The sequence below is a fragment of the Lascolabacillus massiliensis genome, from assembly GCF_001282625.1.
GTDB classification, from domain to species: domain Bacteria; phylum Bacteroidota; class Bacteroidia; order Bacteroidales; family Dysgonomonadaceae; genus Proteiniphilum; species Proteiniphilum massiliensis.
On record NZ_CTEJ01000002.1, the window covers coordinates 958,281 to 984,127 of the forward strand.

General features: G+C 39.7%; 30 protein-coding genes and 2 tRNA genes. 6 read left to right on the plus strand and 26 right to left on the minus strand.

All coding sequences use genetic code 11. The features are described 5' to 3' along the window. Nucleotides 1-230 precede the first annotated feature (230 nt). On the minus strand, nucleotides 231-878 hold the full coding sequence (locus BN1354_RS08795) for a hypothetical protein (protein ID WP_045088823.1): 648 nt from the start codon (nucleotides 876-878) through the stop codon (nucleotides 231-233). Between the two features lie 130 nt (nucleotides 879-1,008). Between BN1354_RS08795 and BN1354_RS08800 the strand changes: the two genes are divergently transcribed. Continuing rightward, on the plus strand, nucleotides 1,009-1,767 hold the full coding sequence (locus BN1354_RS08800; protein ID WP_045088822.1) for a response regulator transcription factor: 759 nt from the start codon (nucleotides 1,009-1,011) through the stop codon (nucleotides 1,765-1,767). A gap of 54 nt (nucleotides 1,768-1,821) precedes the next feature. Here the strand turns inward: BN1354_RS08800 and BN1354_RS08805 are convergent, their stop codons facing one another. From BN1354_RS08805 to BN1354_RS08845, 9 genes are all read right to left on the minus strand, one after another. After that, complete coding sequence (locus BN1354_RS08805) at nucleotides 1,822-2,580, minus strand: HesA/MoeB/ThiF family protein (RefSeq protein WP_045088821.1); 759 nt, start codon at nucleotides 2,578-2,580, stop codon at nucleotides 1,822-1,824. 83 nt (nucleotides 2,581-2,663) lie between these two features. After that, on the minus strand, nucleotides 2,664-3,209 hold the full coding sequence (locus BN1354_RS08810) for a hypothetical protein (RefSeq protein WP_053826875.1): 546 nt from the start codon (nucleotides 3,207-3,209) through the stop codon (nucleotides 2,664-2,666). A gap of 125 nt (nucleotides 3,210-3,334) precedes the next feature. Next, the gene (locus tag BN1354_RS08815) at nucleotides 3,335-4,252 is read right to left on the minus strand and encodes a relaxase/mobilization nuclease domain-containing protein (RefSeq protein WP_045088820.1); all 918 of its coding nucleotides are present in this window, start codon (nucleotides 4,250-4,252) and stop codon (nucleotides 3,335-3,337) included. After that, nucleotides 4,242-4,595, minus strand: coding sequence for a MobC family plasmid mobilization relaxosome protein (locus tag BN1354_RS08820; RefSeq protein ID WP_045088819.1), 354 nt, complete (start codon nucleotides 4,593-4,595; stop codon nucleotides 4,242-4,244). Before BN1354_RS08820 ends, BN1354_RS08815 begins: the two co-directional genes overlap by 11 nt. Before the next feature lie 149 nt (nucleotides 4,596-4,744). Beyond that, on the minus strand, nucleotides 4,745-5,683 hold the full coding sequence (locus BN1354_RS11890) for a toprim domain-containing protein (RefSeq protein ID WP_074010788.1): 939 nt from the start codon (nucleotides 5,681-5,683) through the stop codon (nucleotides 4,745-4,747). A 194-nt stretch (nucleotides 5,684-5,877) separates the two neighbouring features. Beyond that, entirely contained in the window at nucleotides 5,878-7,068 is a 1,191-nt protein-coding gene (locus tag BN1354_RS08830; RefSeq protein WP_045088817.1) for a primase-helicase family protein, read from the minus strand. 4 nt (nucleotides 7,069-7,072) lie between these two features. Next, the gene (locus BN1354_RS08835; protein ID WP_082331565.1) at nucleotides 7,073-7,537 is read right to left on the minus strand and encodes a MerR family transcriptional regulator; all 465 of its coding nucleotides are present in this window, start codon (nucleotides 7,535-7,537) and stop codon (nucleotides 7,073-7,075) included. 187 nt (nucleotides 7,538-7,724) lie between these two features. Continuing rightward, nucleotides 7,725-8,150 (minus strand): hypothetical protein, encoded by a 426-nt coding sequence (locus tag BN1354_RS08840; RefSeq protein WP_045088815.1) that lies wholly within the window; start codon nucleotides 8,148-8,150, stop codon nucleotides 7,725-7,727. A 160-nt stretch (nucleotides 8,151-8,310) separates the two neighbouring features. Next, nucleotides 8,311-8,383 (minus strand) — tRNA-Gly (locus tag BN1354_RS08845). 73 nt (nucleotides 8,384-8,456) lie between these two features. Here BN1354_RS08845 and BN1354_RS08850 point away from each other — a divergent pair. Beyond that, nucleotides 8,457-8,530: transfer RNA gene (locus BN1354_RS08850), tRNA-Pro, on the plus strand. Between the two features lie 76 nt (nucleotides 8,531-8,606). Here BN1354_RS08850 and BN1354_RS08855 read toward each other — a convergent pair. From BN1354_RS08855 to BN1354_RS08915, 13 genes are all read right to left on the minus strand, one after another. Further along, nucleotides 8,607-9,080, minus strand: coding sequence for an Lrp/AsnC family transcriptional regulator (locus BN1354_RS08855; protein ID WP_045088814.1), 474 nt, complete (start codon nucleotides 9,078-9,080; stop codon nucleotides 8,607-8,609). A 127-nt stretch (nucleotides 9,081-9,207) separates the two neighbouring features. Then, the gene (locus BN1354_RS08860) at nucleotides 9,208-9,900 is read right to left on the minus strand and encodes a 2-C-methyl-D-erythritol 4-phosphate cytidylyltransferase (protein WP_045088813.1); all 693 of its coding nucleotides are present in this window, start codon (nucleotides 9,898-9,900) and stop codon (nucleotides 9,208-9,210) included. A 22-nt stretch (nucleotides 9,901-9,922) separates the two neighbouring features. Then, a complete protein-coding gene (gene xseB / locus BN1354_RS08865) occupies nucleotides 9,923-10,126 on the minus strand; it encodes an exodeoxyribonuclease VII small subunit (protein WP_045088812.1) in 204 nt (67 codons plus the stop codon). A gap of 17 nt (nucleotides 10,127-10,143) precedes the next feature. Beyond that, the gene (gene xseA / locus BN1354_RS08870; protein ID WP_053826877.1) at nucleotides 10,144-11,409 is read right to left on the minus strand and encodes an exodeoxyribonuclease VII large subunit; all 1,266 of its coding nucleotides are present in this window, start codon (nucleotides 11,407-11,409) and stop codon (nucleotides 10,144-10,146) included. Between the two features lie 61 nt (nucleotides 11,410-11,470). Then, on the minus strand, nucleotides 11,471-11,959 hold the full coding sequence (locus BN1354_RS08875) for a DUF4252 domain-containing protein (protein ID WP_045088810.1): 489 nt from the start codon (nucleotides 11,957-11,959) through the stop codon (nucleotides 11,471-11,473). Nucleotides 11,960-12,021: 62 nt separating this feature from the next. After that, nucleotides 12,022-12,534, minus strand: a complete 513-nt coding sequence (locus tag BN1354_RS08880; protein WP_053826878.1) for an anti-sigma factor — start codon at nucleotides 12,532-12,534, stop codon at nucleotides 12,022-12,024. Further along, entirely contained in the window at nucleotides 12,524-13,024 is a 501-nt protein-coding gene (locus tag BN1354_RS08885) for an RNA polymerase sigma factor (RefSeq protein WP_045088808.1), read from the minus strand. Before BN1354_RS08885 ends, BN1354_RS08880 begins: the two co-directional genes overlap by 11 nt. Beyond that, nucleotides 13,011-13,466 carry a DUF4252 domain-containing protein gene (locus tag BN1354_RS08890; protein WP_053826879.1) on the minus strand — a complete coding sequence of 152 codons (456 nt, stop codon included), beginning with the start codon at nucleotides 13,464-13,466 and terminating at the stop codon, nucleotides 13,011-13,013. Before BN1354_RS08890 ends, BN1354_RS08885 begins: the two co-directional genes overlap by 14 nt. 74 nt (nucleotides 13,467-13,540) lie before the next feature. Beyond that, nucleotides 13,541-14,917, minus strand: a complete 1,377-nt coding sequence (locus BN1354_RS08895; protein ID WP_053826880.1) for a S8 family serine peptidase — start codon at nucleotides 14,915-14,917, stop codon at nucleotides 13,541-13,543. Nucleotide 14,918: 1 nt separating this feature from the next. Next, complete coding sequence (locus tag BN1354_RS08900; RefSeq protein ID WP_045088806.1) at nucleotides 14,919-15,134, minus strand: hypothetical protein; 216 nt, start codon at nucleotides 15,132-15,134, stop codon at nucleotides 14,919-14,921. After that, nucleotides 15,118-15,615: a flavodoxin domain-containing protein gene (locus BN1354_RS08905; RefSeq protein WP_053826881.1), complete on the minus strand. Its 498-nt coding sequence runs from the start codon at nucleotides 15,613-15,615 to the stop codon at nucleotides 15,118-15,120. Before BN1354_RS08905 ends, BN1354_RS08900 begins: the two co-directional genes overlap by 17 nt. A 7-nt stretch (nucleotides 15,616-15,622) precedes the next feature. Next, nucleotides 15,623-17,086: an aminoacyl-histidine dipeptidase gene (locus BN1354_RS08910; RefSeq protein WP_053826882.1), complete on the minus strand. Its 1,464-nt coding sequence runs from the start codon at nucleotides 17,084-17,086 to the stop codon at nucleotides 15,623-15,625. 11 nt (nucleotides 17,087-17,097) lie between these two features. After that, nucleotides 17,098-18,120 carry a lysylphosphatidylglycerol synthase transmembrane domain-containing protein gene (locus BN1354_RS08915; RefSeq protein ID WP_045090733.1) on the minus strand — a complete coding sequence of 341 codons (1,023 nt, stop codon included), beginning with the start codon at nucleotides 18,118-18,120 and terminating at the stop codon, nucleotides 17,098-17,100. Nucleotides 18,121-18,240: 120 nt separating this feature from the next. Here BN1354_RS08915 and rsmA point away from each other — a divergent pair, with 120 nt between their 5' ends. Both rsmA and corA read left to right on the plus strand, forming a co-directional pair. Then, complete coding sequence (rsmA, locus tag BN1354_RS08920) at nucleotides 18,241-19,020, plus strand: 16S rRNA (adenine(1518)-N(6)/adenine(1519)-N(6))-dimethyltransferase RsmA (protein WP_045088803.1); 780 nt, start codon at nucleotides 18,241-18,243, stop codon at nucleotides 19,018-19,020. A 57-nt stretch (nucleotides 19,021-19,077) separates the two neighbouring features. Then, nucleotides 19,078-20,022, plus strand: coding sequence for a magnesium/cobalt transporter CorA (corA, locus tag BN1354_RS08925; protein ID WP_045088802.1), 945 nt, complete (start codon nucleotides 19,078-19,080; stop codon nucleotides 20,020-20,022). On the opposite strand, the gene BN1354_RS08930 is transcribed toward corA, so the two are convergent. From BN1354_RS08930 to trpS, 3 genes are all read right to left on the minus strand, one after another. Then, nucleotides 20,023-20,901 (minus strand): GNAT family N-acetyltransferase, encoded by an 879-nt coding sequence (locus tag BN1354_RS08930; RefSeq protein WP_053826883.1) that lies wholly within the window; start codon nucleotides 20,899-20,901, stop codon nucleotides 20,023-20,025. A gap of 65 nt (nucleotides 20,902-20,966) precedes the next feature. Further along, the gene (locus BN1354_RS08935) at nucleotides 20,967-21,866 is read right to left on the minus strand and encodes a DUF2156 domain-containing protein (RefSeq protein WP_053826884.1); all 900 of its coding nucleotides are present in this window, start codon (nucleotides 21,864-21,866) and stop codon (nucleotides 20,967-20,969) included. Nucleotides 21,867-21,883: 17 nt separating this feature from the next. Continuing rightward, a complete protein-coding gene (trpS, locus tag BN1354_RS08940; protein ID WP_045088800.1) occupies nucleotides 21,884-22,873 on the minus strand; it encodes a tryptophan--tRNA ligase in 990 nt (329 codons plus the stop codon). 311 nt (nucleotides 22,874-23,184) lie between these two features. Between trpS and BN1354_RS08945 the strand changes: the two genes are divergently transcribed. Both BN1354_RS08945 and BN1354_RS08950 read left to right on the plus strand, forming a co-directional pair. Further along, nucleotides 23,185-23,859, plus strand: coding sequence for a fumarate reductase (locus BN1354_RS08945; protein WP_053826885.1), 675 nt, complete (start codon nucleotides 23,185-23,187; stop codon nucleotides 23,857-23,859). A 19-nt stretch (nucleotides 23,860-23,878) separates the two neighbouring features. After that, the gene (locus BN1354_RS08950) at nucleotides 23,879-25,822 is read left to right on the plus strand and encodes a fumarate reductase/succinate dehydrogenase flavoprotein subunit (protein ID WP_045088798.1); all 1,944 of its coding nucleotides are present in this window, start codon (nucleotides 23,879-23,881) and stop codon (nucleotides 25,820-25,822) included. Nucleotides 25,823-25,847 lie beyond the last annotated feature (25 nt).

Here is a 25,847-nt window from a genome sequence, read left to right on the forward strand (position 1 = left end):
CTATAAAAATCTGTTGATTAATTCATTTTTTTGCTTTACTGATGCAAAATTATACCCTTGTTTTTCCATTTACTATACACAAAAGTGTGTTTTTGGCATACACTATCGAAATACACACTTTTGTGTGTTTTTTCCTTTGGGCAAAAAACATTTGGTTTTACGGAATATTTTTCAATTCTGATCCAAAAAAGCCGTCGTAATGACACTTGGTTGTTCCTTACAATTGTATTTCAAGCAACTACACTGGCTTGATTGATACCGTAGAAAGATTGGTTCTCACGAAAAAAACCGACAAGGTCATCATATGTGGAATAAACGGGGATCGTTTCCGAACCGAGGTATTCGATCCCATTGCCAAGGCTATGCACCCGAATACCCATTAGTTTCATTGTTCGCAGCAGTTTGCTATCACATTCTGCAAACACAATCCCTTTCTTTCTGTTGCAAATCGGGTACATGGCATAGAGCAACAGCGATTTGAACAGTAACAATCCATGACGGCCGATATCGGTATTGACTGCCAATCGTCCTATATGCCAAATTGCAGAACAACTATCATCGGGTGAAATATCGTTTAGGCATTGAATGCCGAATAAAGACTGTATGGGCAGTGTTTCTCTCCCATCCCACAGCATCAGGCGGATGGCTCCTATAATGTTATTCTCACTATTTTTTGCTACAAATATCCGTGAATGGTTAAAATAACGCACTTCTTCCCGATATACTGCTTCGACTTCTGCATCGAAATGAATATTGGGCCGGCTATTGGAATGATGCTTGTAGTTTTCCCGCACCACAAATCCGGCAAGTTCATGCAAACTATCCTCCGACAATTGCCAGATGGTATATTTGTCGTAAAATGTAATGAATTTATCCATTATTTAGATTTATTTTTTTATATTTACGGACACAAAAGTACAGTTGTCGGGGCAAAAGGGAATGACACAAAAGTGTGTTTCTTAAGTTCCGGATGTAAGATCCGTCTGTTTTTATTAAAAGGAGTGTTGTATGGCTAAAAAAGAGGATTTTTTCATTCAGGAGAATGAAATTCTTTTTGTCCCTGATGAGGACTATGCACCCATGGAAAGGTATATTCAGTTTTTGGATGCGTTCTCACGAACTACTTATGTAAGTATTTACGTCATTGACTATTTCAGGAAAAACTTCCTGTATGTGTCTGAAAACCCTTTATTCCTTTGTGGTATGCCTGCCGGAAAGGTCAGGGATATGGGATACGATTTTTATCTTGAACGTGTGACGGATGCAGACCTGCCACTTCTACTGGAAATCAACCGGGCAGGTTTTTTGTTCTCGGAGTCTGTTCCGCCTGTGAACCGGCTGGAATATACGCTTGGTTACGATTTCCATATGAAACAACCGTCAGGCAAGGCTATGCTTGTCCACCATGAAATCACACCGCTACATTTGACAAGGGACGGCAGGATATGGTTGGCGTTATGCTCGGTATCCCTCTCCTCACAGACGAAAGCCGGTAATATCGAGATTTCCCGTCAGGGTTGTAATTCGCGCTGGAGGTATCATCCGGAAAATAAAAAATGGGTCAAATATGCGGGTGTAGAACTGAAGGATTATGAAAAAGAGGTGCTCCGGTTATCCGCACAAGGCTGCACGATGAACGAAATTTCTGAACAGATCCATAAGTCGGTCGATACCATCAAGGGGTATAAACGGTTACTGTTTGAGAAATTAAACGTGGGTAACATAACCGAAGCCCTTGGTTTTGCCATTCACCACAGGCTGATATAGTATAATTCAAAGTGGAGCTCGAAGCTTTACAATACCTTTACTTGTCTCCCCTGTTTAATTCCTGTCATCTATAATGGATGACAGATAAAATTTTGGATAGCGTTTTGTCTTTTGCCCCGTGGCAATGCAAAACAACAGGTTGGTGCACAATCCGGCGGCTATCCACGAAGCGATAGGAAGTTGCGGTGGCGGAAGTATACTTTTTTCATTTTTGTATTGGGTGATGATTTTTTCAATCCACGGCTTGGGTTGTACCCAGAGTTTAAAGTAATTCACAATGCGCTCTATAAGCTGTACTTCAAAGTTCTCCCATTTATCGGTAAAGTCTTTCAGTTGCGGGCCTGTAGGCTCCACCACAAATGCCAATCCGCCCCAACCGAGATTATAGGGGTGTATGACCGGGACATTATACTTCTGGCACCATTCATCAAAAACAAACGGGATATCCGACTGGAAATCCAATGCGTTTATGGCAACATCTTGTTCTTTAACCAGTTCTTCCACATTGCCGGCATCGATGAATGTATTTATTGCCGTAATGTCAGCATTTGGATTGATACTCAATAAATGCTCTTTCAAAGCTTCGGCTTTGGGTTTACCTATATCCTGCATCCGGTAATTCTGGCGGTTGAGGTTTGATTCTTCCACCACGTCGCCATCCACGATGGTAATGGTTTCAAATCCGAACCGCAATGCGCACTCGGCTATAATACTGCCGATACCTGCACCACCCAGCAGGATGCGGAAATGCTTGAGGAGTTGCTGTTCTTCCGGGCGGACATAAATTCGGTTCCTACTGTATCTTTCTTCCATATTGTCTTATTTTTGCAACAAAGGTCGTGAAGAAAAATAGTGTACACAACACACAAAAGTGTGTTTTTTGATCGCTGTGAAATTTATTTTTTGTGTTTGAAATTTTCCACATCCTGTCTCAACTGCTCTGCTTCCAGTTCTTTCAGCCTTGCCCTTTCCAACCTTCTGGTTTTTTCGATAACTGCTTTTTCGTGCTGTTTCACCAGTTTACGGATCATTCTCACGCTATCCCTCCGGTTCTCGAAAATACTGTCGAGATCGTTTACACCTGCAGGGGTGATTTCTCCCTGCATCTGGACGTAACGGTACTTTAAATCGTTGTCCTTGCAGGTAGTGATTTCTTTCTGCTGGTAGAATACGATGAAAAATAAAATTAGGCACATGATACATAACCCGATCATCCCGTAAAATACCTTACTGGAAGCGATACTGAAAATATGGTGGTATTCAGTCCTAACCGGTTTGCGGATTTCTCTGATGGCTTCATCCAGTTTACCGGATAACTCGTCGATGGCCGACAAGCCGAGTATTTCGGGTTGGGGGGGAGCGCTATTACTGTTCCCTGCCTTTACAATCTCCCTGATTTCCTCGAAAAGCGTGTATATCTCGTTTACGTCTTTATTCTTCATTTCTTTAATGTGTTATTGTGTTATTACCTTGATATTTTATTGCACCCTTGCATTTATGCATTGAAGTACTATTTAATGAGATCATGATGCCATGACTTATTGAGATATTGACTGCATTATGTAGACTACATCTGCCGGCCGTACCTGCGTTTCTTCTTTTTTTTCGGTTGCTGGTACAGGTATGCCTGATCGTCATCATGCCCGCTTGCAGGCCGGATGTCGAACAGTCCTCCCAATCCCGATACTATGGATTCTGTACTGTTGTGTACCGTTGCCGATATCGATTGTGCCTGATCCTGCCGCATGGACTGTCGGACGTTCTGTTTTAATTGGTAGTCGATTTTCGAGTAACTGAACATCCTGTCCACTTTCGAGCCGTTGAACGTGTACCCTCCCTTTCTGAATTTTACTCCCTCCACGGTGGTGGTATTGCCTTTGGTCTTGAATTCCGTCCTGATTCCTGATCTTTCAAGTTCTCTTATCAATTGTTTCCAGTCCCTGCACCTCGGGACGGAAGTTTTAAGGGCTTCGTATATCTCGTATCTGGTCTTGTCCGGCTCACGCAGGCGGTGTTGCTTCACATTCTCCTTGCCCGTGGAATAGTATAATCCGTACTTGTGCGTCAATTCCTTGCAGATCTTCTCGCTCCGGTAACGGTCGTTACTGTCGGATATGGTCTTGCCGTTATTGTCAACCCGATTAAAGACAAGATGGATGTGCGGGTGTTCCTTGTCGAAATGCCTGGCAATGATGTATTGTGTACCGGTGATCCCCATCCGCTGCATGTAATCATGGGCGATTCTTACCATCACCTTGTCGGATAGCTTTTCCTTGTCCTGTGCCGAAAAATCGAGCGAGACATGCCCGACCGGTTTCGATACCCTGCCGTTCATCCCTGCCTGCGTTACAAAGCCGTCGATGACGGTATTCAGGTTTTTCAGCCGTAAGCCGTCCGAATTGAGTATCCGTGTCTCTTTCTTTTCATCGATGACGTATTTTATTACGCCCTTGAATGAACTTCCCTTTGTGATCTTAGCCATCATTGCGTAAAGTTTCTATCAGGTCATCGATCTTGACTGCCAGACGGAGATATTCCCCCCTTGCATTGGCGTACCCCTCGGCATTCGCTCTCCTTGCGATCTGGTTCAGGTTGTTCCCCATCCCCGACAGCTTGCGGATATGGCCGTTCAGTTCGGGGGTTATCCGTGGACGGATCATGCTCCCAGATATGGACTGCCGGATAAATTCACTCCTGCTGATCCCTGCACTGTTTGCCTTTGTCCTTAGCGAGATATACTCCCTCGTGTCGAGTTTCACGCTGACGGTGTACTTGCGTTTTTCTCCCAGTTTCTTGGCGGGTCTTCCTCCCTTTTTTATCGTGTTCATACTTTAGTTCTCAATGTCATTTTTCATTATGATTTCATTCCAGACCGGCGGGATTTCTTCTCCCTATTCGGGGAGCAAGCGGGTTTTGGTACTACCAAAACATAAACTTGCTACTCCCAAAAACATAAGGTATCCCATTTTTTGCTGCATTAAATCCTTAATCCCCTTTTTGGTTTTTGGACTGGCTTCTTAGGAGATCGGCTGTGTTTCAAATGTGCCCTTGCGCACAGGTATTCGTTCAAGTCCTTGTACTCCGAATAGTGGTGCGAGGAATTCCGTACACGGCAGCCCAGATCCTTTTCCATTTTTCTGAAAACTGTCATCCCTGCCTTGTCGTTGTCGAGGAAGGGATGTACCTGTTCATAGTCTACCAATAGAGGTATGGCTTTCTGCAGGTTTGCCGTCGAGTTGAGAATGATATGGTCGTGCCGGTTGGAATTTGGATATTCCGGATTGAGTTGTTTGTGTATGGTAAGCAGAGAGAGATAGTCCATAAACCCCTCGAAAACGAGACAGCTTTCCTTTCCGTCCTCCTGCCGGATATGGGTGATATCCTTGGGGGCGATGCATCCCTTGAATGAGGAATTGCGCAGTTCATAGCCTCCGGCATTGTTCGCAAAGCCGATGGCATAGTAGGTGTTTTCCCCCACGCTGTAGTGTATCTCCCTGCAATGTTCCCGTGCGATGTCCGCATTGATCTTCCGGATTTTCAGGTATTCCAGCAGTCGGGGATGTTCCAGCGGTTTATCTTCGATCAGGGTGATACAGCTGTTCTTTCCGCTGTTCCGGTGAAAGGAAAAGGATCGTTGCTCCTCCATGGGTATGAGCGGCTGTTCCCTCAGATGTTCGATGGCGTCATTGAAAGTGCATCCCTCCAGTTTCATCACCAGGTCGATGATGCTTCCTCCCTCGTCGCTTCCGAAGTCGTACCACAGATTTTTGGAATAATCGATTTTGAGGCTTGGCGTGCTGTCATCCCTGAACGGGCTCCTGTACATCCCGTAGCCGGAATATTCCCTTGCAGGGTAAAATCCCCGACTTTTCAGGTAATCCCTTATCTGTATGTTTTTTATATTGTCTCTATTCATTTTTCTGTTGTTTTGTTGCGGTTTATCCAATACTTGCTGTATTACAATACATTACACTGACAACACTTCCACAACAAGTATTATTTCCGTTGCCGCCCGTTCCCGACAATCCCGGTTTTGTTGTACGGTTGTTGTGCTTTTGTTGTTATTTTTCTTTCATTGATTATTAACCAATTAACGATGAAAGAAAAACATCACAACAGGATTTTATCGATCACCTCTTTCCCTACCTCCAGATACCGTCCTTTCCTGTCCAGTGGACTTATCTCCCCGTTAGGGCCTATACTGTAAAATGTATAATCGCTGTTGTGATCCGAACGGAGCTTCCAGTTATCCTTTAGAATGTTCCGGATTTGAGGAAGGTTTGCTTTCAATCCTGCATTCCGTACCACGTCAAGTAAATCTTTCGGGCAGCAATGGATTCCGGTCAGGTTGAGCCGTTCCATGACCTCGGCACAATAGGAAGCCATTTCAATCTCGACCTTGCTCGAATTGTATTTCTTTATCTTGTTCAGCGCAGGGGTTTCAAGCAGCGAGGGTTTGAACCACATGCGGGATTCGTTTTGCGTGGATAGCTTCCGGTTCTTCAGAAAATGCAGGAAAAAGGGTATTTCCTTTGTCATCAATTCCTTTAGGGAAGTTATATCCTTTTCGACCGGTTTGATTTTACGAACCCAGAAACGGATTTCTTCCCTCGGGATGATAATCGGGTTCTTTTCATTATTGGAACAGAGTACGAACTTGGCAAAGAACTCGATCTCACGACGGTCTTTCCCCTTGGCTTCAATCTTGTAGTCTCCGGCTGTTGACAGGTTCTTGATCTTCTCGGTATCCTCCATCCTGTTCAACAGCAACTCATCGACCAGGATCAACAGCCGGTTTGCCCAGTCGGCATTGAACTGGCTTTTAAAATCCTCGTTCGTGTTGAATGTGGCATTCTTCCCGAATAATGCTTTCAGGAATTTCAGGAACGTTGTCTTGCCCGTTTCTCTTTCATTGGATACAAGCAGGAGAATGGGCAGCATTTGTGTCGGACGGACATACAGTAGTTGGATATAATCCAGTCCCAGCTCTATCTGTTCCTCGAAAATATGTTCCAGAAATAGCCGGATATAAGGAAAATCACCCTCGCAGGGTGCATGGCCAACAGGTTCGTACTGGTTGAGGAAAGTTCCATAGGCCTGCTGATAGTCTATATGGCTGGGTATGATACAAAATCCGTCGTATTTCCCGATTTCGGGGAGACTGTTTTTCCCGTAATCCTGCCGTAACGCTTCATAGCTCCAGACAATCTTTTCCTCGATAAAATCACCACTGATCAGTGGTCGCCTGACATTCTTGTACAGGGTTGTCCCGACACGGAAATATTCTCTTTTATCTTCCATGGCTTCATTTCATTTTCCTGCGTGCGCTACGGGCAACGGTTCGGGTGATTTCACTATAGTCATGACGGTTTCGTGTCTGGCTTGCAGCCCATTTCAGTACCTCTTTCCGTGAAAAGACAAGTTTGCCATTATAAATCCGGTGCGGGATATCTCCTGCGGAAGTGAGCTTGTACATCTTTCCTCTGGATGTGGGATAACCGTTTTCTTTCAGGAAGGCAAGTATCTCCACAAGGTTGGCTGCATCCGTATCGTTCTTTTGCTCTGCCGGTGCCGGTAGCAACCCGTGTACCGCCTCCTTTACCAGCGCTTTCAATTCGTCGGGTGTTGTGATAATAATTTTCTCCATTACGTTTTCTTTTAAATTATAAATAGAAATCCATCGCACAAAGTAAAGTCGTATATTACTGAAAATCAAATCACAAAATCGGTTTACAAATGTCTTTATTCGAAGTAACTCGATGCCATTCATAGACAAATGTAAAGTAATAATAAGGATTAAACTTTACCTTTTAACAACTATATAAGTCAATCCGGAGACAGTCGAAGCCACTCGATGCCAAACGTAAAGTGGTAATTATTTTCGGTTAAATAAATATAAATAGAAAGGGGGAGTATCTGGAAATGAGAGGTGGCAACAGTTATAAGATACTGTATAACTATAATTTATCTACCAACTTTTTCAATCCCTGCAATATGGATCGGGTAGTAAAGATATGCGGATAATACTGAATGCTGCTGAACTTGTCACTTGCAGTTTCAGGGATTTCTGCCTTGATAATCTCCGCATCGATCCACTTATCAACGGTCGGACGGGAAATGCATAATATATCGCTCATTTCACGCTTGCTCAACTCGACCGGTTCGGTGATACCGTTTCGGGAAATATATCGTTCAAGTGATACAAGGGCTCTTTTAAGGTTTTCAGGCTGTGCGGTATATGACTGCTTACGTTGCTTCAGGGTTATAACTGCGTTTTCAATATCAAGACCATCAAGTTCAGGGTTGGATTTAAGTTCCAGCCTTACATCTTCAAATCCTCTCAGATCGGAAAGGGGAAAGGTATATTTGCGGGGACGTGCCATAATCCATGATTTTGAATAGCAAACATACTATTTATTATTCGATTTCAGTAGATAACGTTGTTTTTCTTTTCATTGTTTTTCTGGGCGCATGTTTGTTATTTGTTTGTTATAAGAAAAAAGCACCTACCGGAATAAACCGATAAGTGCTTGATGATGAACGAGCGGCAAACGAGACTCGAACTCGCGACCCTCAGCTTGGGAAGCTAATACTCTACCGACTGAGCTATTGCCGCAAAATGTGTTGGCAAATGTAAATATTTTTCGTAGAAAAGTAAAAAAAATATTACCTTTGCATCACAAAAAAAACGGGATGTAGCACAGTTGGCTAGCGCGCCACGTTCGGGACGTGGAGGTCGGAAGTTCGAGTCTTCTCATCCCGACAGCATATAAAAAAACAGACGAGAGCTAATCACTTTCGTCTGTTTTTTTATGAATTCTGTTTTATACTTTCCTGTTTTACTGTTTGTTGTTGTCATTCATGATAGGTATCTCACGCTTGACACTCTGGCTAAGTGATATCATTGTTTCTGTTGCCACTACACCGGGAATTTCCTGTATGCGGTTGTTTAGCAGGTCCATCAGGTGCTCGTTGTCGCGGGCAAATAGTTTTATAAGCAGGGTATATGGACCGGTAGTAAAATGACATTCAGTTACCTCGGGGATCTTATCGAACTCGGGGATAACGTTTTTATACATTGATCCTTTCTCAAGCTTCACACCTATATAGGCACTGGAAGCATAGCCAAGCACCTTCGGATTTACATGATAGCCTGATCCGGTAATAACATCGTTTTCGATCATTCTTTGTACTCGCTGATGGATTGCAGCACGCGAAACTCCACACTGTTCAGCTACATCTCTGAATGGGATACGTGCATTTTGAGTGATGATCTCCAGAATTTGTCTGTCTAATTTGTCAATTTTTTCCATGGGGAATTCTCTACTTTGAATAATTAGTACAAAAGTAATAAATATCTATGATATTATGACAAAATGGAAGCCTATTTTATATTTTAATGTACATTTTCAATGAAAATCCAAAGAATTAGCAGTAATCTTATCGTTTTGATAAATATTTAAGGTAGAATTCTGCTAATTCAATATCAAAAGCGGTGGTAACTTTTATGTTGGACTCTTCGCCTTCGGTCAGAATGATTTTTATTCCGCTAATTTCAGCAACGGAGGCATCGTCGGTAAATACCGGCAAATAATGTGTGTTGTATGCTGCCTTGAGTTGTTCTGCAGGAAATGCCTGAGGGGTTTGAACTATTTTAAGCTCTTCGCGATTGGCAATCTCACTCCCTTTTTCAGTTAGCCTGCGTACGCTGTTAACCTCATCAATTACCGGGATTACTCCGCAGTTATCATTAAAAGCAATATCAAAGCAGCGACCAATCAGACCTGAGGTTACAAATGGGCGGGCTGCATCGTGTATGCAGACTGTTTCTTCGTCGGAGATCAGGCTTAGACCATTTTTCACTGAATGAAACCTTGTTTCTCCTCCATAAACTATTGTGTGGTTAATGGCAAACCTGTATTCATCGCATAGTTGTTGCCATAGGGGCTTATAACCTTCGGGGAGAACAACTATTATTCTGACTCTGTAGTCATAATCATAAAATGCCTGAATGGTGTGCATAAGCATTGGTTTACCTCCAATAGATATAAACTGTTTGGGCAATTCTCCTCCTACCCTATAACCTTTGCCCCCGGCTACAATAATTGCACTGTATTTTCTTTCAGGAATCATCTTATAATTTATACTTAATGTGTTAATCCAGCTCTTCTAGCAGCTTCTGGAGCTCTTTATCTGTCTTGGTTAATTTATCCTTACAAAAGGTGATTAGCTCAGATGCTCGCTTTACTTTGTCTGTAAGTGCATCTACATCAAGCTCACCGGATTCAATAGAAGCTACAATTGCTTCCAGCTCTTTTTTTGCTGATGTATAGGTCAATTTCTCCATCTCTTGTTCCATATCCTTTTGATCTGATTTTATTTAACTGCATCTCCGGATGCCTCTTTATTAGTAACTTTTGAGGTTACTGTTCCATCTCTGAACAGCGTTTGAATATCATCTCCCACCTCTATCTCGTTTACCGAAGTAATGATCTTTCCATTTTTGAGTAATAGTGTATAGCCCCGTTTAAGTATATTAAAGGGTGACACCATATTGATATACTGTTGGTTCCTCTCGAGGAAGTGAATCTGATTTTGAACTAAATGGCTGATACGATGCTTTATGGTTGTTGATGATTTCTCGATAAAGTTGCTCTCTTTTTGTATTCTGAGAGTGGAGCCATGTATCACCTCTTTTGAGAGTGAAAGAAGATCTGCTCGCTCTCTTAAAATAACCTTCTCACTGATATTTATTGTTCTCTCTTGCAGGGATAATAATTCAGAAGCGGTTTTTGTTAAATGTGCGATGAAATACTCTGCAACAGCGGTAGGTGTTTTAGCCCTCGTATGAGAAACAACATCGAGAACGGTGACATCTCTTTCGTGACCGATTCCACTTATAATGGGGAGTGGAAACTGAGCGGCATTATTGGCAAGCAGGTAGGAGTCGAAACAGTTGAGATCGGCTGAAGCTCCTCCTCCGCGTATTATTGCCACTGCATCGAAAAACTCTTTGTGGAGAAATATTTTCTCAAGGGCAGCTATTATTGAAGATTCGCTGCGGTCGCCCTGCATAATTGCTGGAAATAGCTTAGTATAAAAGTTGAAGCCATTGGCATTATTATCAAGCTGATCACGGAAATCCTCGTAACCTGCTGCAGTGGGTGAGGAGATTACCGCTATCCTGTTTGCAATTTCAGGCAAGACCAGCTCCTTGTTTAGTGTGAGTACACCATCATCTTCGAGCCTCTTTATTACCTGCTGCCTGTTACGCGCAATCTCTCCCAAGGTGAAGGATGGATCGATATCCACTACAGTGAGAGAGTATCCATATAGTTCGTGGAATGTGACTGAAACGGCTACAAGCACATTTAAACCTGAAGTGAACTCCTGTCCTGTTTCTCTAAGAAAATATGCCGAAAGCATCTCGTATACATTGGACCAGATCACTCCTCTTGCTTTTGCAACGATTGAGTGATCAACAGAATCCTTTTCCAGGAACTCAAGGTAGCAGTGACCGTTGCGGTTGCGACGCACATCGCTTGTTTCGGCACGTACCCAGTATGTATCGGGAAGATACTCTCTGATGGCATCCCGTACCCTTAAGTTGAGTTCTGTTAGTGTGAGAAAATTTTCCGGCATATGCATGTCTAATTGTAAACAAAAATAATACAATTAAACAGAATATAATAATGGATGGGGGTTATTGCATGTTGTTTTGTTTCTTGAACTCTTTAGTCATATTTTGCACATCCTCCAGCTTGAAGTTGCCTAAGAACTGCATAATTACGCTCTCATCATCATCTCCGTCAACTATCATAATAAGCTCCTGTATATTTTCAGGCTTACCTTTCATGTAGAAGTTCACATTCTCGCCATCATCAGATTTGACACGCATCAGAAGCTCATAGTTATTGGTCTTGATTCTGCTGTTTGCCAAAGAAAGCATCTCCTGCCCTACTTTCTTGTTTTCTGTGGTAAGAATGAGGATAGAGCTTAACTTATCTACAAAGCTGTTAATACTTACTCCACCAAACTGATTTGAATCTTTCGGGAAGAGCGCCATCATGTTTTTTGAGATAAATACTGATGTTACTCCATCCATATCAGTGAATTTCTCGAATGGATTATCTTGTGCTGAAACTACTGTTACTGCAAAAATTAGTGCTAAAGTGAATATTATTTTTTTCATTGTTGTAATCTTTTTAATGTTTGCTATTTGAATATTGGGATAACTTTTACCGAAAAGTTTATCTATTCATTTATTACCTTTTCCAGTATCTTAAAGGTGTTATCTACCCGACTGTCTGCTTTCTCTAATGCTTGTGTGCCTTTAGAGAAATTCTTCGAAAACAGTCGCAAAGCTTCTATTACGACTTCATGCGACGCCTCCGGATCATTGTATATGTTTACTATTTCTGAATTTGCAGAATTGTAATGCTGATACCAAAACCCTATACTGATTACCAGTAAAAGTGAAGCGGCAATTCCTATGATCTGCTTACTGAATCTTAACTTTGTAAAGCGTTTTGTCTGTTTCTTTTCGCTCTCTTCCCATGAATCAATAAGAGTTGATATCTTAAACTCAAGTTCTGAAGGTACTTCAGGTTCATCTTCTGAGAGTGAATGAAAAACATCGCGATCGGCTTTATATCTTTCATCAGAATCTATCTGAGACAGGTATTGAGCGAGGAACTTTTCCTCTTCCTCATCTGTTTCACCTTGATAGAAGCGGAATAATAATTTTTCTATATCTTCAGTTTTCATATATCTTCTCCATTTTATCTTTGATGGTTCTGCGTGCCCTGGATAGAAGTTGACGTACATTCTCTTGCGTTATCTCCATTGTATCGGCAATCTGTAAAATAGACATGTCGCTGAAGTGACGGAGCCTGATTGCCAATTGCTGTGTCTGAGGTAGTGTACTTAACAACTTCTCAACATTAGAAAGCGCCTCTTTATGTTCTATGATGTCGTGAGTGACCTCATGATTTACTTCTACAATATTGTTAAGAGGTGAGGTTTGTCGTTTCGCTTTATACCTGTATCTGTCTAATGCCATATTTCTTGCCATGATTACTATAAAAGATTCATCGTTTTCTACTTCTGATAGTGATTGGCGACTCTTCCACAGTTTTTCATATACCTCCTGAACCACATCTTCTGCATCTTCTCTATCTTTTGTGATTGCAAAAGAGATCTTGTAAATCAGATTTGTATAGGGTAAAAACCGGCTTTTAAACTCATTTCCGTCCATTTTTCATTTTATCAATCTCAGATGGCGATATTTTACCTTTCAGCTGTACCATGGCAGGCTCATCTCCCATCGACAAGATTACCATTTCGCGAATAAAATCTTTCTGAAACTTAAGGAAGATCCTTACTTTTTCATTCTCTTCGTTGGAGCTGACAAATAGCTCGTAGTCCTTATCATTAAAATTAAGGGCAGTTTTGTTGAATCTCTCTTTTACTTCAGGAGAGCAATCTTCTAAAGAAAGAACACTGATACTTGTGATTTTACTCTCAGTGTCGTTGTTGGAAAATGGTCTCATCATGAACATTGCTAATTCGTTAAGATTGACCTTCTCAACATTGGACTCCTTAGAAAAAGTTCGATAGAGCTGCTCAACCGAAGTTTGTGAGTAAAGTGACAGTGCTAATAAACTGCAGGTGAAAATAATTAGAAGTCTTTTGTTCATACAATAAAAATTAAAGTGTTATTAATCGTACTTTAATTAGTAGACGATGATGCATAAACTTTGTGACAAAAAAATTATTTTATTGTTTTCAGCACTTCGTTCATGGCTTTGCTAAAATCGGTTATCCCTTGTCCGTAAACGGGATCTGGTGACATGTATCTATCAGATGATCTTAATATTATATCGATTAATTCGGTACGGTGGAGTTGGGGGTTTATAGACCATAGCGATGCTATCAAACCTGCAAGAAATGGTGATGAGAGTGAGGTTCCGTTTGTTCTTACTACCTCCCCAAATTGATTTATGGTGATTGTGCCTCTGCCTATGGAGACAAGGTCAGGTTTTATGCGCCCATCGGCCAGTTCTCCATATGAGCTGAAAGGGGCTATGATGCTGTCTGTGCCTATCGCACCTACTGCAATAACATTCTTTGCATCACCGGGAGGTGTAGACTTCTGCCAGGGTTTATTACCTTCATTTCCTGCACTGACAACTATAATCATCCCTTTCTCATATGCCAGATCTGCTGCACGCGACATTAATGAGACCTCTCCCGTCAAATCATCATGTGTGTAATTGAGAATTAAATCATCAAACTCATAGTAGCCCAACGATGTGTTGATAATATCTAGTCCTATGCTATCGGCAAACTCAATAGCCCTTATCCAGTAATCTTCCTCTACAGGGAATTCTGATGTAACATCTTCTGAACGAAGCAGCCAGTATGAGGCTTCGGGGGCAGATCCCATCATAAGCCCGGGCTGGTTTACTGCCATAGCAGAAAGCACTTTTGTTCCATGATCGCTTGTGGCAAACATATCACCTTCGGGTACAAAATTGGAGTAGCCGAGCAGGTCGACTGTCTCAAATTCAGGAATTACATCAAAGTTAGTGAACCCTGCATCTATAACACCTATTTCAATGCCTTTGCCTCTGTAACCCGCAGAATGGAGGTTATCGGCATTATGTACCATGAATTGTGAATAGGTATAGCCATATACTGTATCGATTGACTCTGCTTGGGGTAAATTGCGGCTTAGGCGTGGTCGGAGCGACTTGCGGTATACATTATTGGTTCCTTTCCAAACATATTTTACGGAATCAACTATGCTTAATGATCTGATGTTTTCAATCTTGAGACTGTCAGAGACCTCAACAACAAGTGTATTGAACCATTTACTGTGACTAACAACTTTACCTCCTGCCATCTCAACAAGTGTAATATAATCATCAGAAATAGGGAAATCAGTTTCATCGATTTCTACTTTCTGAACTCTTTTTCTTTCAATTGCCTTTTCTGTCAGAAATTGCGAGGGATTGTCGGTTGTGTAGCCTGCATCTCCCTTATCGGTTAAATAGACACGGAATCTGTAATGAACAGGCTGGGTTTCATTATAGCTGTATGACAGAAATGATGTTAAAAGAAATAAAATGGAAAAGAAATACTTCATATTAGATTTTACCTGAAAATTTGTCTCTCAACTTTTGCTTCTTTTTTAGGATAAAGTATAGCAATAATGCAATCAGAAGGCTGCCGCTAAGGACAATAATATACTCCATCCATTTGCCCGACTCCTGATATCTTGGATAAGCTATCACAGCCATCACTAAAGTATATATTACAAGTAAAGAGGGAAGGAGAATATATCTTTTACTCTTTTGTTTCATGATTTGAAATTACTTTGGCAAATTGTACTATTTTCTCTCTGGACAAGCTTACAACTAGATTTTCTTTTTTGATAATCTGTTTTGTTATGAACCTTTCGAAATAATTTAACTTAAGATCATTGATCTCTCCTCCAAAATAATCACGCACAACTGCTTTATCATTTAACTCCTTTGGGAAAGCATTATTCAGCTGCTGCATGGCTTTATCTCCGGTATAAATACAGTTGATAAACAAGCCAATACGTTTTTTATTCAACTGATCTAAATTTGTTTTACAAAAGTCTGATATAGCTTTCTGTATCTCTCCGTAATGTATTGATCCTCCTATGATTATTGAATCATATCCGGTGAGATCAGGAATAATTTGGCGCTGGCTGAGATCACAAATATCAACTTTGCCATCTATTAATCTAAAGAGCTCACGCGCACATTTTTCCACTGTACCGTGCTCAGAAGCAAAAACGATAAGTGTATTGTTCATTATAATTTTATTTCAGGTTCTCTAAAATCTCTACTAGATATTCGTATGATTTATTTACTGACTTTATATCAACTGACTCATCAGGAGAATGTGCCCCGGTGATAGTGGGACCAAATGAGACAATATCAAGATCATGCTCTACATTGGATTGAATAATACCACACTCAAGACCGGCATGTATCACTATAACTTCAGGCTTTTCTTCATACTCCTCAATATAAATTTTTTCCATCAGACTAAGCAGCTCAGAACTTGCATTTGGCTGCCATCCGGGATAATCTCCTGAAAATTCCACTTTTGCACCTGCTAATTGGAAAAGGCTTTCAAGTGATGAACATATCCATTCTTTTCGACTTTCAGAGGAACTTCTGACCAATAGCTTCACCTCAATTTTGTCTGAAGCTGATTGAACTAAAGCAAGATTAAGTGAACTTTCAACAACACCTGGGAAGTCTGCAAGGTTGCTGATAACTCCATTAGGACAAGCTTCAACTGCATTTATCAGATCATCCTGGATTTCAACAGGGAGTAAGAACTCCGGCATATCAGTTTTTTCTGCCTTGAAAGAGATACCTGTCTCAATTCCTGCAAAATCTTCTCTGAATTGTGTCTGAAACTCATCAACCAGGTCGATAAGGTCATCTTCAAGATGACTCGGGATTGTGAGTACCACAAATGATTCTCTTGGAATTGCATTTCTTAGGGACCCTCCATTTATACTAGCCAGGCGGGCTTCATAGTCTCTTACAACCTCTTTCAGAAAACGGTTCATAAGTTTATTTGCATTTGCATGACCAAGGTGTATCTGTACCCCTGAATGTCCGCCCTTAAGCCCTCTGAGACTTATCTTGTATGCAATATCATCTTTATCAATCTCGGTATCCGGCTGAAAATTAAATGTAATGTTGACATCTCTTCCCCCGGCACAACCTATACATAACTCATTATCGGCTTCGGTATCAAGATTAAGCATAACAGTACCCTTAAGGAATCCCTTCTCTAGACCGTTTGCACCATCCATTCCAACCTCTTCATCAATAGTAAAAAGTGCCTCAATTGCAGGATGATTCAACATTTTATCTTCAAGCACTGCCATCATCATTGCGCAGCCTATACCATTGTCAGCACCAAGTGTAGTAGATTTAGCCTTTACCTGATCTCCATCAACATAAGCTTGTATGGGATCATTAAGGAAATCATGTGTTACATCAGAATTTTTCTGGGGTACCATATCGAGGTGTGATTGTAAAATAACCGTTTTGGTACTTTCAAACCCTTTTGTAGCAGGCTTCCTGATTAACACATTGCCTACCTTATCCTGTTCAACTTCCAGACCGAGTTCTTCCCCAAAATCTTTGATAAACTGTGTGATCTTTTCCATATGACCAGTGGGTCGGGGAATTTGAGTCAGTTCATAAAAATGTTTCCATACTCTCTTGGGGTTCAAACTTAAAATCTCTGTTGCTGACATAATTATTTTGTTTAAATTATTTTTGTTTCAGTATCCGGAACTTTTCCGGAGGTGTGTTCCCGTTTAACAAAAGGCATGGCAAAGACACCATAGAGACCATATAAAATTTGCCAAACTGATTGTATTGTAAAAACGGCGGCTGCGAATGCAAGTGACTGATTTTCCGCAACTCCCAATATAACCAAAGAGGATGATACCATGAAATGCCATGGACCTATACCACCTTGAACGGGAACCGAAATTCCTATATTAGTCATTGCAAAAACAATCAACCCTGCAAGCGGTCCCAGTTCCTTTGTGAAATCAAATGAAAAGAAACAGATGTAAAAATACAAATAAAAACATAACCAGAGAAGGATTGTATAAATTATTATCCTCCTCTTCTCCTTCATCGAAGAAATAAGCTTTAGGTCGTGTTTTACAGTCAATAAGAAACTCCTGACTTTAATCATCAATGGATTTTTCCTGAGAAATACCAGGTACAAGAGAATAAGAATCACAAATAGTCCTAAAATGATATAAAGCCACTCTGAAGAGAGTAGATTGACTATATTATCTCCAAACTGTGGATTATTGTTTAAATATGAAATAAAGAAGTCGATGTAGAGTATAATACTTATAAATATTATTGAGAGTCCTGCTATTACATCAACGATTTTATCTATTAGGAAAGTCTCGAGAGTTTTTGCAAATGGAATTTTGTCATACTTGCTGACTACACCACATCTCCAGAAATCTCCCGCACGTGGCAACAAAAAGTTTACAGCATAATTCCCCAGAGTTGCATTTATTAAACTTGCTCTGGGAGGGTGATAGCCGAGTGAATTTACAAACAGCTCCCACCTTAAGCCTCTGAGTATATTACCAATCAGTCCAAAAATTAAAGATACCCCAATTATTCCGAAATTGGCAGTTTCAATTATATCCCACAATTCGCCAAGATCAGAGTTCCGATACATTGCCCAGATAATTAGTAACCCGAGAACCAGTGATAGCAAAGTCTTTAGAATATTTTTAGCGGATTCTGACTTCATATTACGTTTGAGATATTGTAATATTGTTGTATCTTGTTTTTTTAGAATAGGTTTGCCCGGTTTTAAGTAATATATATTACCTTTGCGGCGGCAAATATAAGTAATAATCGGCATAAATCAATGTTTCAGGTAAAAGCAAAAAAAAACTTCGGCCAGCATTTCCTCAAAGATCATGAGATTGCTAAACGAATAGCATCCACACTTGATGGCTACCCCACTCTTCCGGTAATGGAGGTTGGACCTGGCACAGGCATGCTTACTCAGTACCTGATTCAAAAAAACAAAGACCTTACTGTTGTAGAGATTGATTACGAATCCATTGCATATCTGAAAGAACATTTTCCTGAACTTAAAGACAGAATTTTACAGGAGGATTTTCTGAAATTGGATCTTAAGAAGCTCTATAAAGGAGATTTTTGTATCATTGGCAATTACCCTTATAATATATCATCGCAAATCTTTTTTAAAGTACTGGAATATAGGGAAAACATTCCATCCATGTCCGGTATGATTCAAAAGGAGGTTGCAGAACGCATGGTTGCCTCACCAGGAAAAAAGACCTATGGTATACTAAGTGTATTACTTCAGGTATGGTATGATATCGAATACCTTTTCACGGTGAACGAACAGGCGTTCATCCCTCCTCCCAAAGTTAAATCGGCGGTTGTGAGACTAACTCGCAACAATAGAGTAAAGCTAAACTGTGATGAGAAGTTATTTAAAACTGTTGTTAAGACCAGTTTTAATCAACGCAGAAAAATGCTTAGAAACTCTATCAAATCACTTTTAAAAGAAGATAGTTCACTACCTGAAGATCCAATATTGACTAAAAGGCCAGAACAGTTGTCAATAGAGCAGTTTGAACAGCTTACCAATCTTTTGGAACCTTTGGTGAATTAAGCCTGACGGGCAGAGAGATAAGTTCATTTTTGAGAACACGATTTAAAATAACAGATCATGGCGGATATAAAATTATTCTATCATAAAGACGGCATCGTGAGATTAAGCCGTAGCCTGGAATTCCTGAAATCAAATCCTATACAGAATTTTCTATGGATAGACCTCATGGACGTAGATGAAGAGGTTGAAAACGAACTGGAAGATTTTCTTAAGATATATATTCAGGAAGAGGAGGAAATGATTGAAATCGAGATGTCGTCACGATATATAGAAACCACTGATACACTTGTGGTTAACTCCAATTTCCTTTTATCTAACTTTGAAACCGACCCTGTTTCATTTATATTAAAAAATAATATTCTTGTAACTGTTCGCAGTGAAGAACTTATATCTTTTCACGAAACTGTTAAGAAAATCTCCGCAAACCCTAAGAACTATCCTACCGGGGCTCATGTACTTGTAGCATTGCTTGAAACGAGGGTTGATTTTGATGCCGATATGATAGAAAACATGACTCAGAAGGTTACACAGCTTAGTAACTCTATTTCACTAAGAGATGCTGATGAGGAACTACTTTCTGAAATCAAGAACCTTCAGGAAAAAACCATGTTGCTGCGTGAAAATATAATTGATAAGCAAAGGGTTATTTCAAGTATGTTAAGAAGTGAGTTTATTGCTACGGAGCTGCAACCAAAGCTTACGATAATAATAAAGGACATCAACTCGCTAATTGAGCATATTAAATTTAGTTTCGACCGACTTGATTATCTGCAGGATGCGTTCCTGGGTTATGTTAATATTGAGCAGAATAAGATAATTAAGATATTTACCATTGTATCGGTTATTTTCATGCCACCAACGCTTATTGCAAGTATTTATGGAATGAACTTTGATTTTATGCCGGAACTGGATAAAAAGTGGGGATATCCGGTAGCCCTGATTTTAATGGTACTCTCATCACTTATTATTCTATATATTTTCAGGAAGAAAAAGTGGTTATAGCTACTCAAGCATCATATTCATTACTGCTGATTTTTCCGGAAAAAATGAGCTAATTGAGCAGCTCTTTTCTGATGTGTGATATCCTAAAAGCATTTGAACCAGTTCTCTGATATCTACTTCAAAAACAGGCTGGATTATTCGGGCGGGATTCTTTTGGAGCTGACCCATTGAAACCTGAAACTGACTGCTGTTTTCTCTCACAATTTCATCTCTTACCTTTACTGTAAAAGATTTATCGCTGTATTTGCAAGCAAATATTTTGATCAGTTGCTCTGCATCTATAATGCGAGCCATTCCTCTTAAATTTCTTTTGGGTGGATAATCAAACAATTTTGCTTCTTCTGCGATAGCTTCAAAATCAGAAAACGATTTCTGAACTGTCATATCATTAGCCCTGAATATTGCATCATACTCTTTGTAAGCCTCATAAAGATCTCCTTGATTTTTATCAATTAAATCCTTAAGAGAAATTATATCTTCATTTCCAGTATCAAATGTTTGAGCAAATCCAAATTTATTGTAGAAACTAAGCAGCCAATCCTCCTGAGGGACTAGAATAGCAAGTGGAATATTCCTTTCTGCAGCTACTTCAAAACTTTTGAGTATTAATTTACGGGAGTATCCTTTTCCTCTGTAATTGGCTAGCGTGGCAACTCCTGAAAGATAGCAAACTGGTATCTCTTGTCCGCAAAAAGTAAACTGGTAATTGAGCATCTGAAGTGAAGAGACTGCTTTACCATTATCAAAGTAGATTAAAGTGTTTTCATTGCGGTATTTGTGTCTGAAGTATATCTCCATGTAGTCGTCAGAATCACCAAAGACCTTTTTCCACATGTCCCAGACCTCCTGTTTTGTTGAATCTTCAGCAAATTGAATCATCACAATAGTGTTTTAAATATCAAGATCTGTATATAGTACACTAAAATAAAATATTTGTATACTGATTATTCTTTGAATCTTGCATTATATTTTTCCAGCAGGATATCAGGCTGATATGAGAGTTTTGCTTTACGAAGATTTTCAACTCCCATATCTTCTTCCCTGTTTATATACTTGTACTCAGCGGCTTCATTTAAAACAAACTGCTGGTTCATAATTGTATATGCACCATGAATGGATGTAAACGCTTTTTCAACATGCACTACCACTGTATCTTCTGTAAGTACTTCACCTATTGAAAATGCAGCAATTTCATTATTTACGCATATAAGTCCCCCTTTAAGACCCAGGTACTCAAAATTCTCAAGCATTATTTTTGTAGCAAAATCATCATATGCCAGTGATGGGTCTTTTTCATCAGAATTGATCTCCATCCATTTATCAAGCATACTTTTACACTCTTTCACCAGTTGAGGATTACCTGTAAGTGTTTTATATTTCCAGCTATTTTCGCGTTTGAATCTGTTTATATGATTTCTCTTGCTCTGAAGCTTTTTGCCTTTTAGATTGATAAGTTTTTCAGATGTATATATATAATCCGAAACACTCATATTCAGCTTATATTCAAATACACCGGGCATAGCTTCCTCAATTTCCGCTATCATCTCTTTGGTTACACCCCTGATCTGAAATACTGTATCAAACTGCTTGTGGTCCTCAATGATTAACTCTATTCCTTTTTTAATATCACCCTCACCAATAGGTTTAAGGTATGAATTTCGGCCATAGTTATCTTTAAATCTTATAAAAAGCCAGTCGTCACACACAGCAAATTGTGTATTGAACTTCTTTCCCCAAGCATATAGATTTACAAAGCAAAGGTCTGAAACTCTATAATTCTGATTTTTAAGGTATGAGTTGATTAAATCTTTGTCTTCTAATTCGAATGACCTGAATTCTAGCATATATTCGGTTAGTTCAGTTAAAACTTCTTGAATCCCACTATCTCTCTTACATCAGCAATAGTTTTTGACGCTCTCTCCCTAGCCTTTTCTGCTCCTTCACTAGTTACCTTGCGTAGGTAATTATCATCATTATGTATCTCGAGTATTCTTTCTCTAATAGGTGTTGTTACCTTTATTATATCTTCAGCTAACTGCTTTTTAAGGTCGCCATATCTAATTTCGCACCTGTTCCATTGATCTTCATAATGATTTACCACCTCTTCGGTAGAAACAACTCTTAAGATTGTGAACAGATTCTCTATATAATCTGGTTTTACTGAATTTGGAATTGTTGGTCCGGAATCAGTTAGTGCTTTCTTCACCTTTTTCTCTATCTCTTTTGGTGTATCGCTAAGATATATTGCATTTCCTTCGGATTTGCCCATCTTTCCGCTACCATCCAATCCTGGTATTTTTACAAGTTCTTTACCGAAGTTATATGCTACAGGCTCTTTAAAATATTCTACTCCATAAAAGTTATTGAAGCGTCTTGCAAACTTTCGGGTCATTTCAAGATGCTGTTCCTGGTCTTTTCCAACTGGTACTTTATCAGCATTATGAATGAGAATGTCAGCTGCCATTAGTGTTGGATAGGTAAGGAGTCCTGCGTTTACATTTTCAGGCTGCTTACGTGCTTTCTCCTTAAATGATGCAGTTTTTGCCAATTCTCCCATATATGCATGCATATTCAAATATAGATAAAGCTCCGCCGTTTCATGTAAGTCGCTCTGTACATATATAACTGACTTCTCAGGGTCAATTCCTGCAGCAAGATAATCTACTAGTACATTTTTAACATTTTGATGTAATTGTTTGGGATCTGGATGAGTTGTAAGTGAATGAATGTCTGCAATAAAAAAATAGCATTTGCTTGTATCCTGCATCTTTGTAAAATTGAGCAGTGCACCATAATAATTTCCCAGATGTAATTTACCTGTTGAGCGTATACCACTTAAAACAATATCCATAAAAAATCAATTTCTTTTCTGTTAAAGTCGCAAAGGTAATAAATTATTTATAAAAAGAGTTTTGTGTAATGACATGTAAAATATATCTTTGAGAAATGAGACGTTAAAAGAACCTATTAAAGAAATATTTCTTTAAATCATTCTTTTTTGACGGTTAAAAGTACTATTTTTGCACCATAAAGTTGGAGGAAACATCTTTGGACCTAAATTATACAAAATAATTATATAGGAAATTTGTAACTATTGGATATACAGTTGTTTGAAAATTCAATAAAAAATTATATTAAAATTAATCATTAAATTAGAACTTTATGAGTTGGTTAATCAAATCATCTATCGGGCGGAAGTTTGTACAAAGCTTATCCGGATTATTCCTGATTCTGTTTCTATTGTTCCATGTTTGTATGAACCTGGTACTAATTTTCAACTTTGAAACATACAATTTCCTTGCAAACGATGTGCTGGGAGCAAACTGGTGGGCAATAGTTGGAACAGTTTTTATTTTCTTTGGTTTCGGTGTTCATATTATCTACGCTACATTCCTGACACTACAAAACAGGAAAGCTCGTGGAAACATCAGATATGAATCATCTAGCAAAACCACAACAACATGGTCTTCAAAAAACATGTTTGTTTTAGGTCTTGTAATTACTTTTTTTCTGGTATTGCACTTGTACCAGATGTGGTATCAGATGCAGGTAAAAGAACTATTTGGCCTGGATGGAGTACGTCATGACGGTGCTCAGCTTGTAGAAGAGATATTTTCAAACATCTGGGTTGTAATCTTATATGTAGTTTCTTTTATTGCTCTATGGTTTCACCTGACACACGGTTTCTGGAGTGCACTGCATACTGTAGGATGGAATAACGACATCTGGATGAAACGTATTAAAATAATTGGAAATGTACTGTCAACATTTATCTGTGTTGGATTTATTGCTGTAGCAGTGCTTATGTACCTGGGATATTCCAACTTATTAGCTTAACTTAAGAAAATCAAACATTATGAATAATATAGACTCTAAAATACCTAAAGGACCACTTGCCGAGAAATGGACAAATTATAAAAACAACCAGAAGCTGGTAAACCCTGCCAATAAAAGAAAACTGGATATAATTGTTGTTGGTACAGGTCTTGCTGGTGCATCGGCTGCGGCTACACTTGGAGAACAAGGTTATAACGTTCTAAACTTCTGTATACAGGATTCACCAAGAAGAGCTCACTCAATTGCAGCTCAGGGTGGTATAAATGCAGCTAAGAATTATCCAAACGACGGAGACTCAGTTTACCGTCTGTTCTATGATACTATAAAAGGTGGTGACTACCGTGCTCGTGAAGCTAACGTTTATCGTCTTGCTGAGGTATCTAATGAAATTATCGACCAGTGTGTTGCACAGGGTGTTCCATTTGCAAGAGAGTACGGAGGCTTACTTGCTAACCGCTCATTTGGAGGTTCACAAGTATCCAGAACATTCTATGCGCGAGGACAGACCGGACAACAGTTGCTTCTTGGAGCCTACTCTGCTTTGAGCCGTGCTGTTAATAAAAAACAGGTGAAACTGTATACTCGCTACGAAATGGTTGATCTTGTAGTTATAGATGGTCGTGCACGTGGTATAATTGCTAGAAACCTTGTTACAGGTAAACTTGAGCGCTTCGGTGCTCACGCTGTTGTTATTGCTACAGGAGGCTATGGAAACACATTCTTCCTGTCAACAAATGCAATGGCATCAAATGGCTCTGCTGCATGGCAGTGCTACAAAAAAGGTGCATATATGGCTAATCCATGTATGACTCAGATTCACCCAACATGTATTCCTGTACATGGTGAGTTTCAATCCAAATTGACACTTATGTCAGAGTCACTCAGAAATGATGGACGTATTTGGGTACCTAAAAAGAAAGAAGATGCTGAAGCAATAAGACAAGGAAAACTTAAACCAACAGATATCAAAGAGGAAGATCGCGATTACTACCTGGAGCGTCGTTATCCGGCATTTGGTAACCTTGTTCCACGTGACGTAGCTTCAAGAGCTGCCAAAGAACGCTGTGACGCCGGTTATGGTGTGGGTACAACAGGTCTTGCTGTATATCTTGATTTTGCTGATGCAATTGAAAGACTTGGTAGGGATGTAGTTGAAGCTAGATACGGTAATCTTTTCCAGATGTATGAAAAGATTGTTGATGATGATCCATATGTAACTCCTATGATGATTTATCCTGCAATCCACTATACAATGGGAGGTATTTGGGTAGATTACGAACTGATGTCTTCTATTCCTGGGCTATTTGCCATTGGCGAAGCTAACTTCTCTGACCACGGGGCTAATAGACTTGGCGCATCTGCTCTTATGCAGGGACTTGCTGATGGTTATTTTGTACTTCCATACACAATCCAGAATTACTTATCAGACCAGATATCAGTTCCTCACATCAAAACTGATTCACCTGAGTTTGAAAAGACCGAGAATGAGATCAATCAAAGAATTGAGCGCCTGATGAATATTAAAGGAAAGCACTCTGTTGATAGTATCCATAAAAAACTTGGTCATATTATGTGGGAATACGTTGGTATGGCCAGAAATGAGGCTGGACTTAAAAAGGCTATTGAGGAGCTTAAGGAGATCAAGAAGGATTTCTGGACTAATGTTCGAATCCCGGGTGAAAAATCTACACTTAATATTGAACTGGAGAAAGCGCTCAGACTTGCTGACTTCATTGAGATGGGAGAACTGATGGCTCGCGATGCACTCAATAGAGAAGAGTCTTGCGGAGGTCACTTCCGTACTGAACACCAGACTGAAGAAGGTGAAGCTTTAAGACACGATGATGAATTCGCATATGTTTCTTGCTGGGAGTATAAGGGTGAGGATAATGAGCCTGTTATGTATAAGGAATCACTCGATTACGAATTTGTTGTTCGCCAACAGAGAAACTATAAATCATAATCTGTTGATAAAACAGGAGAACATT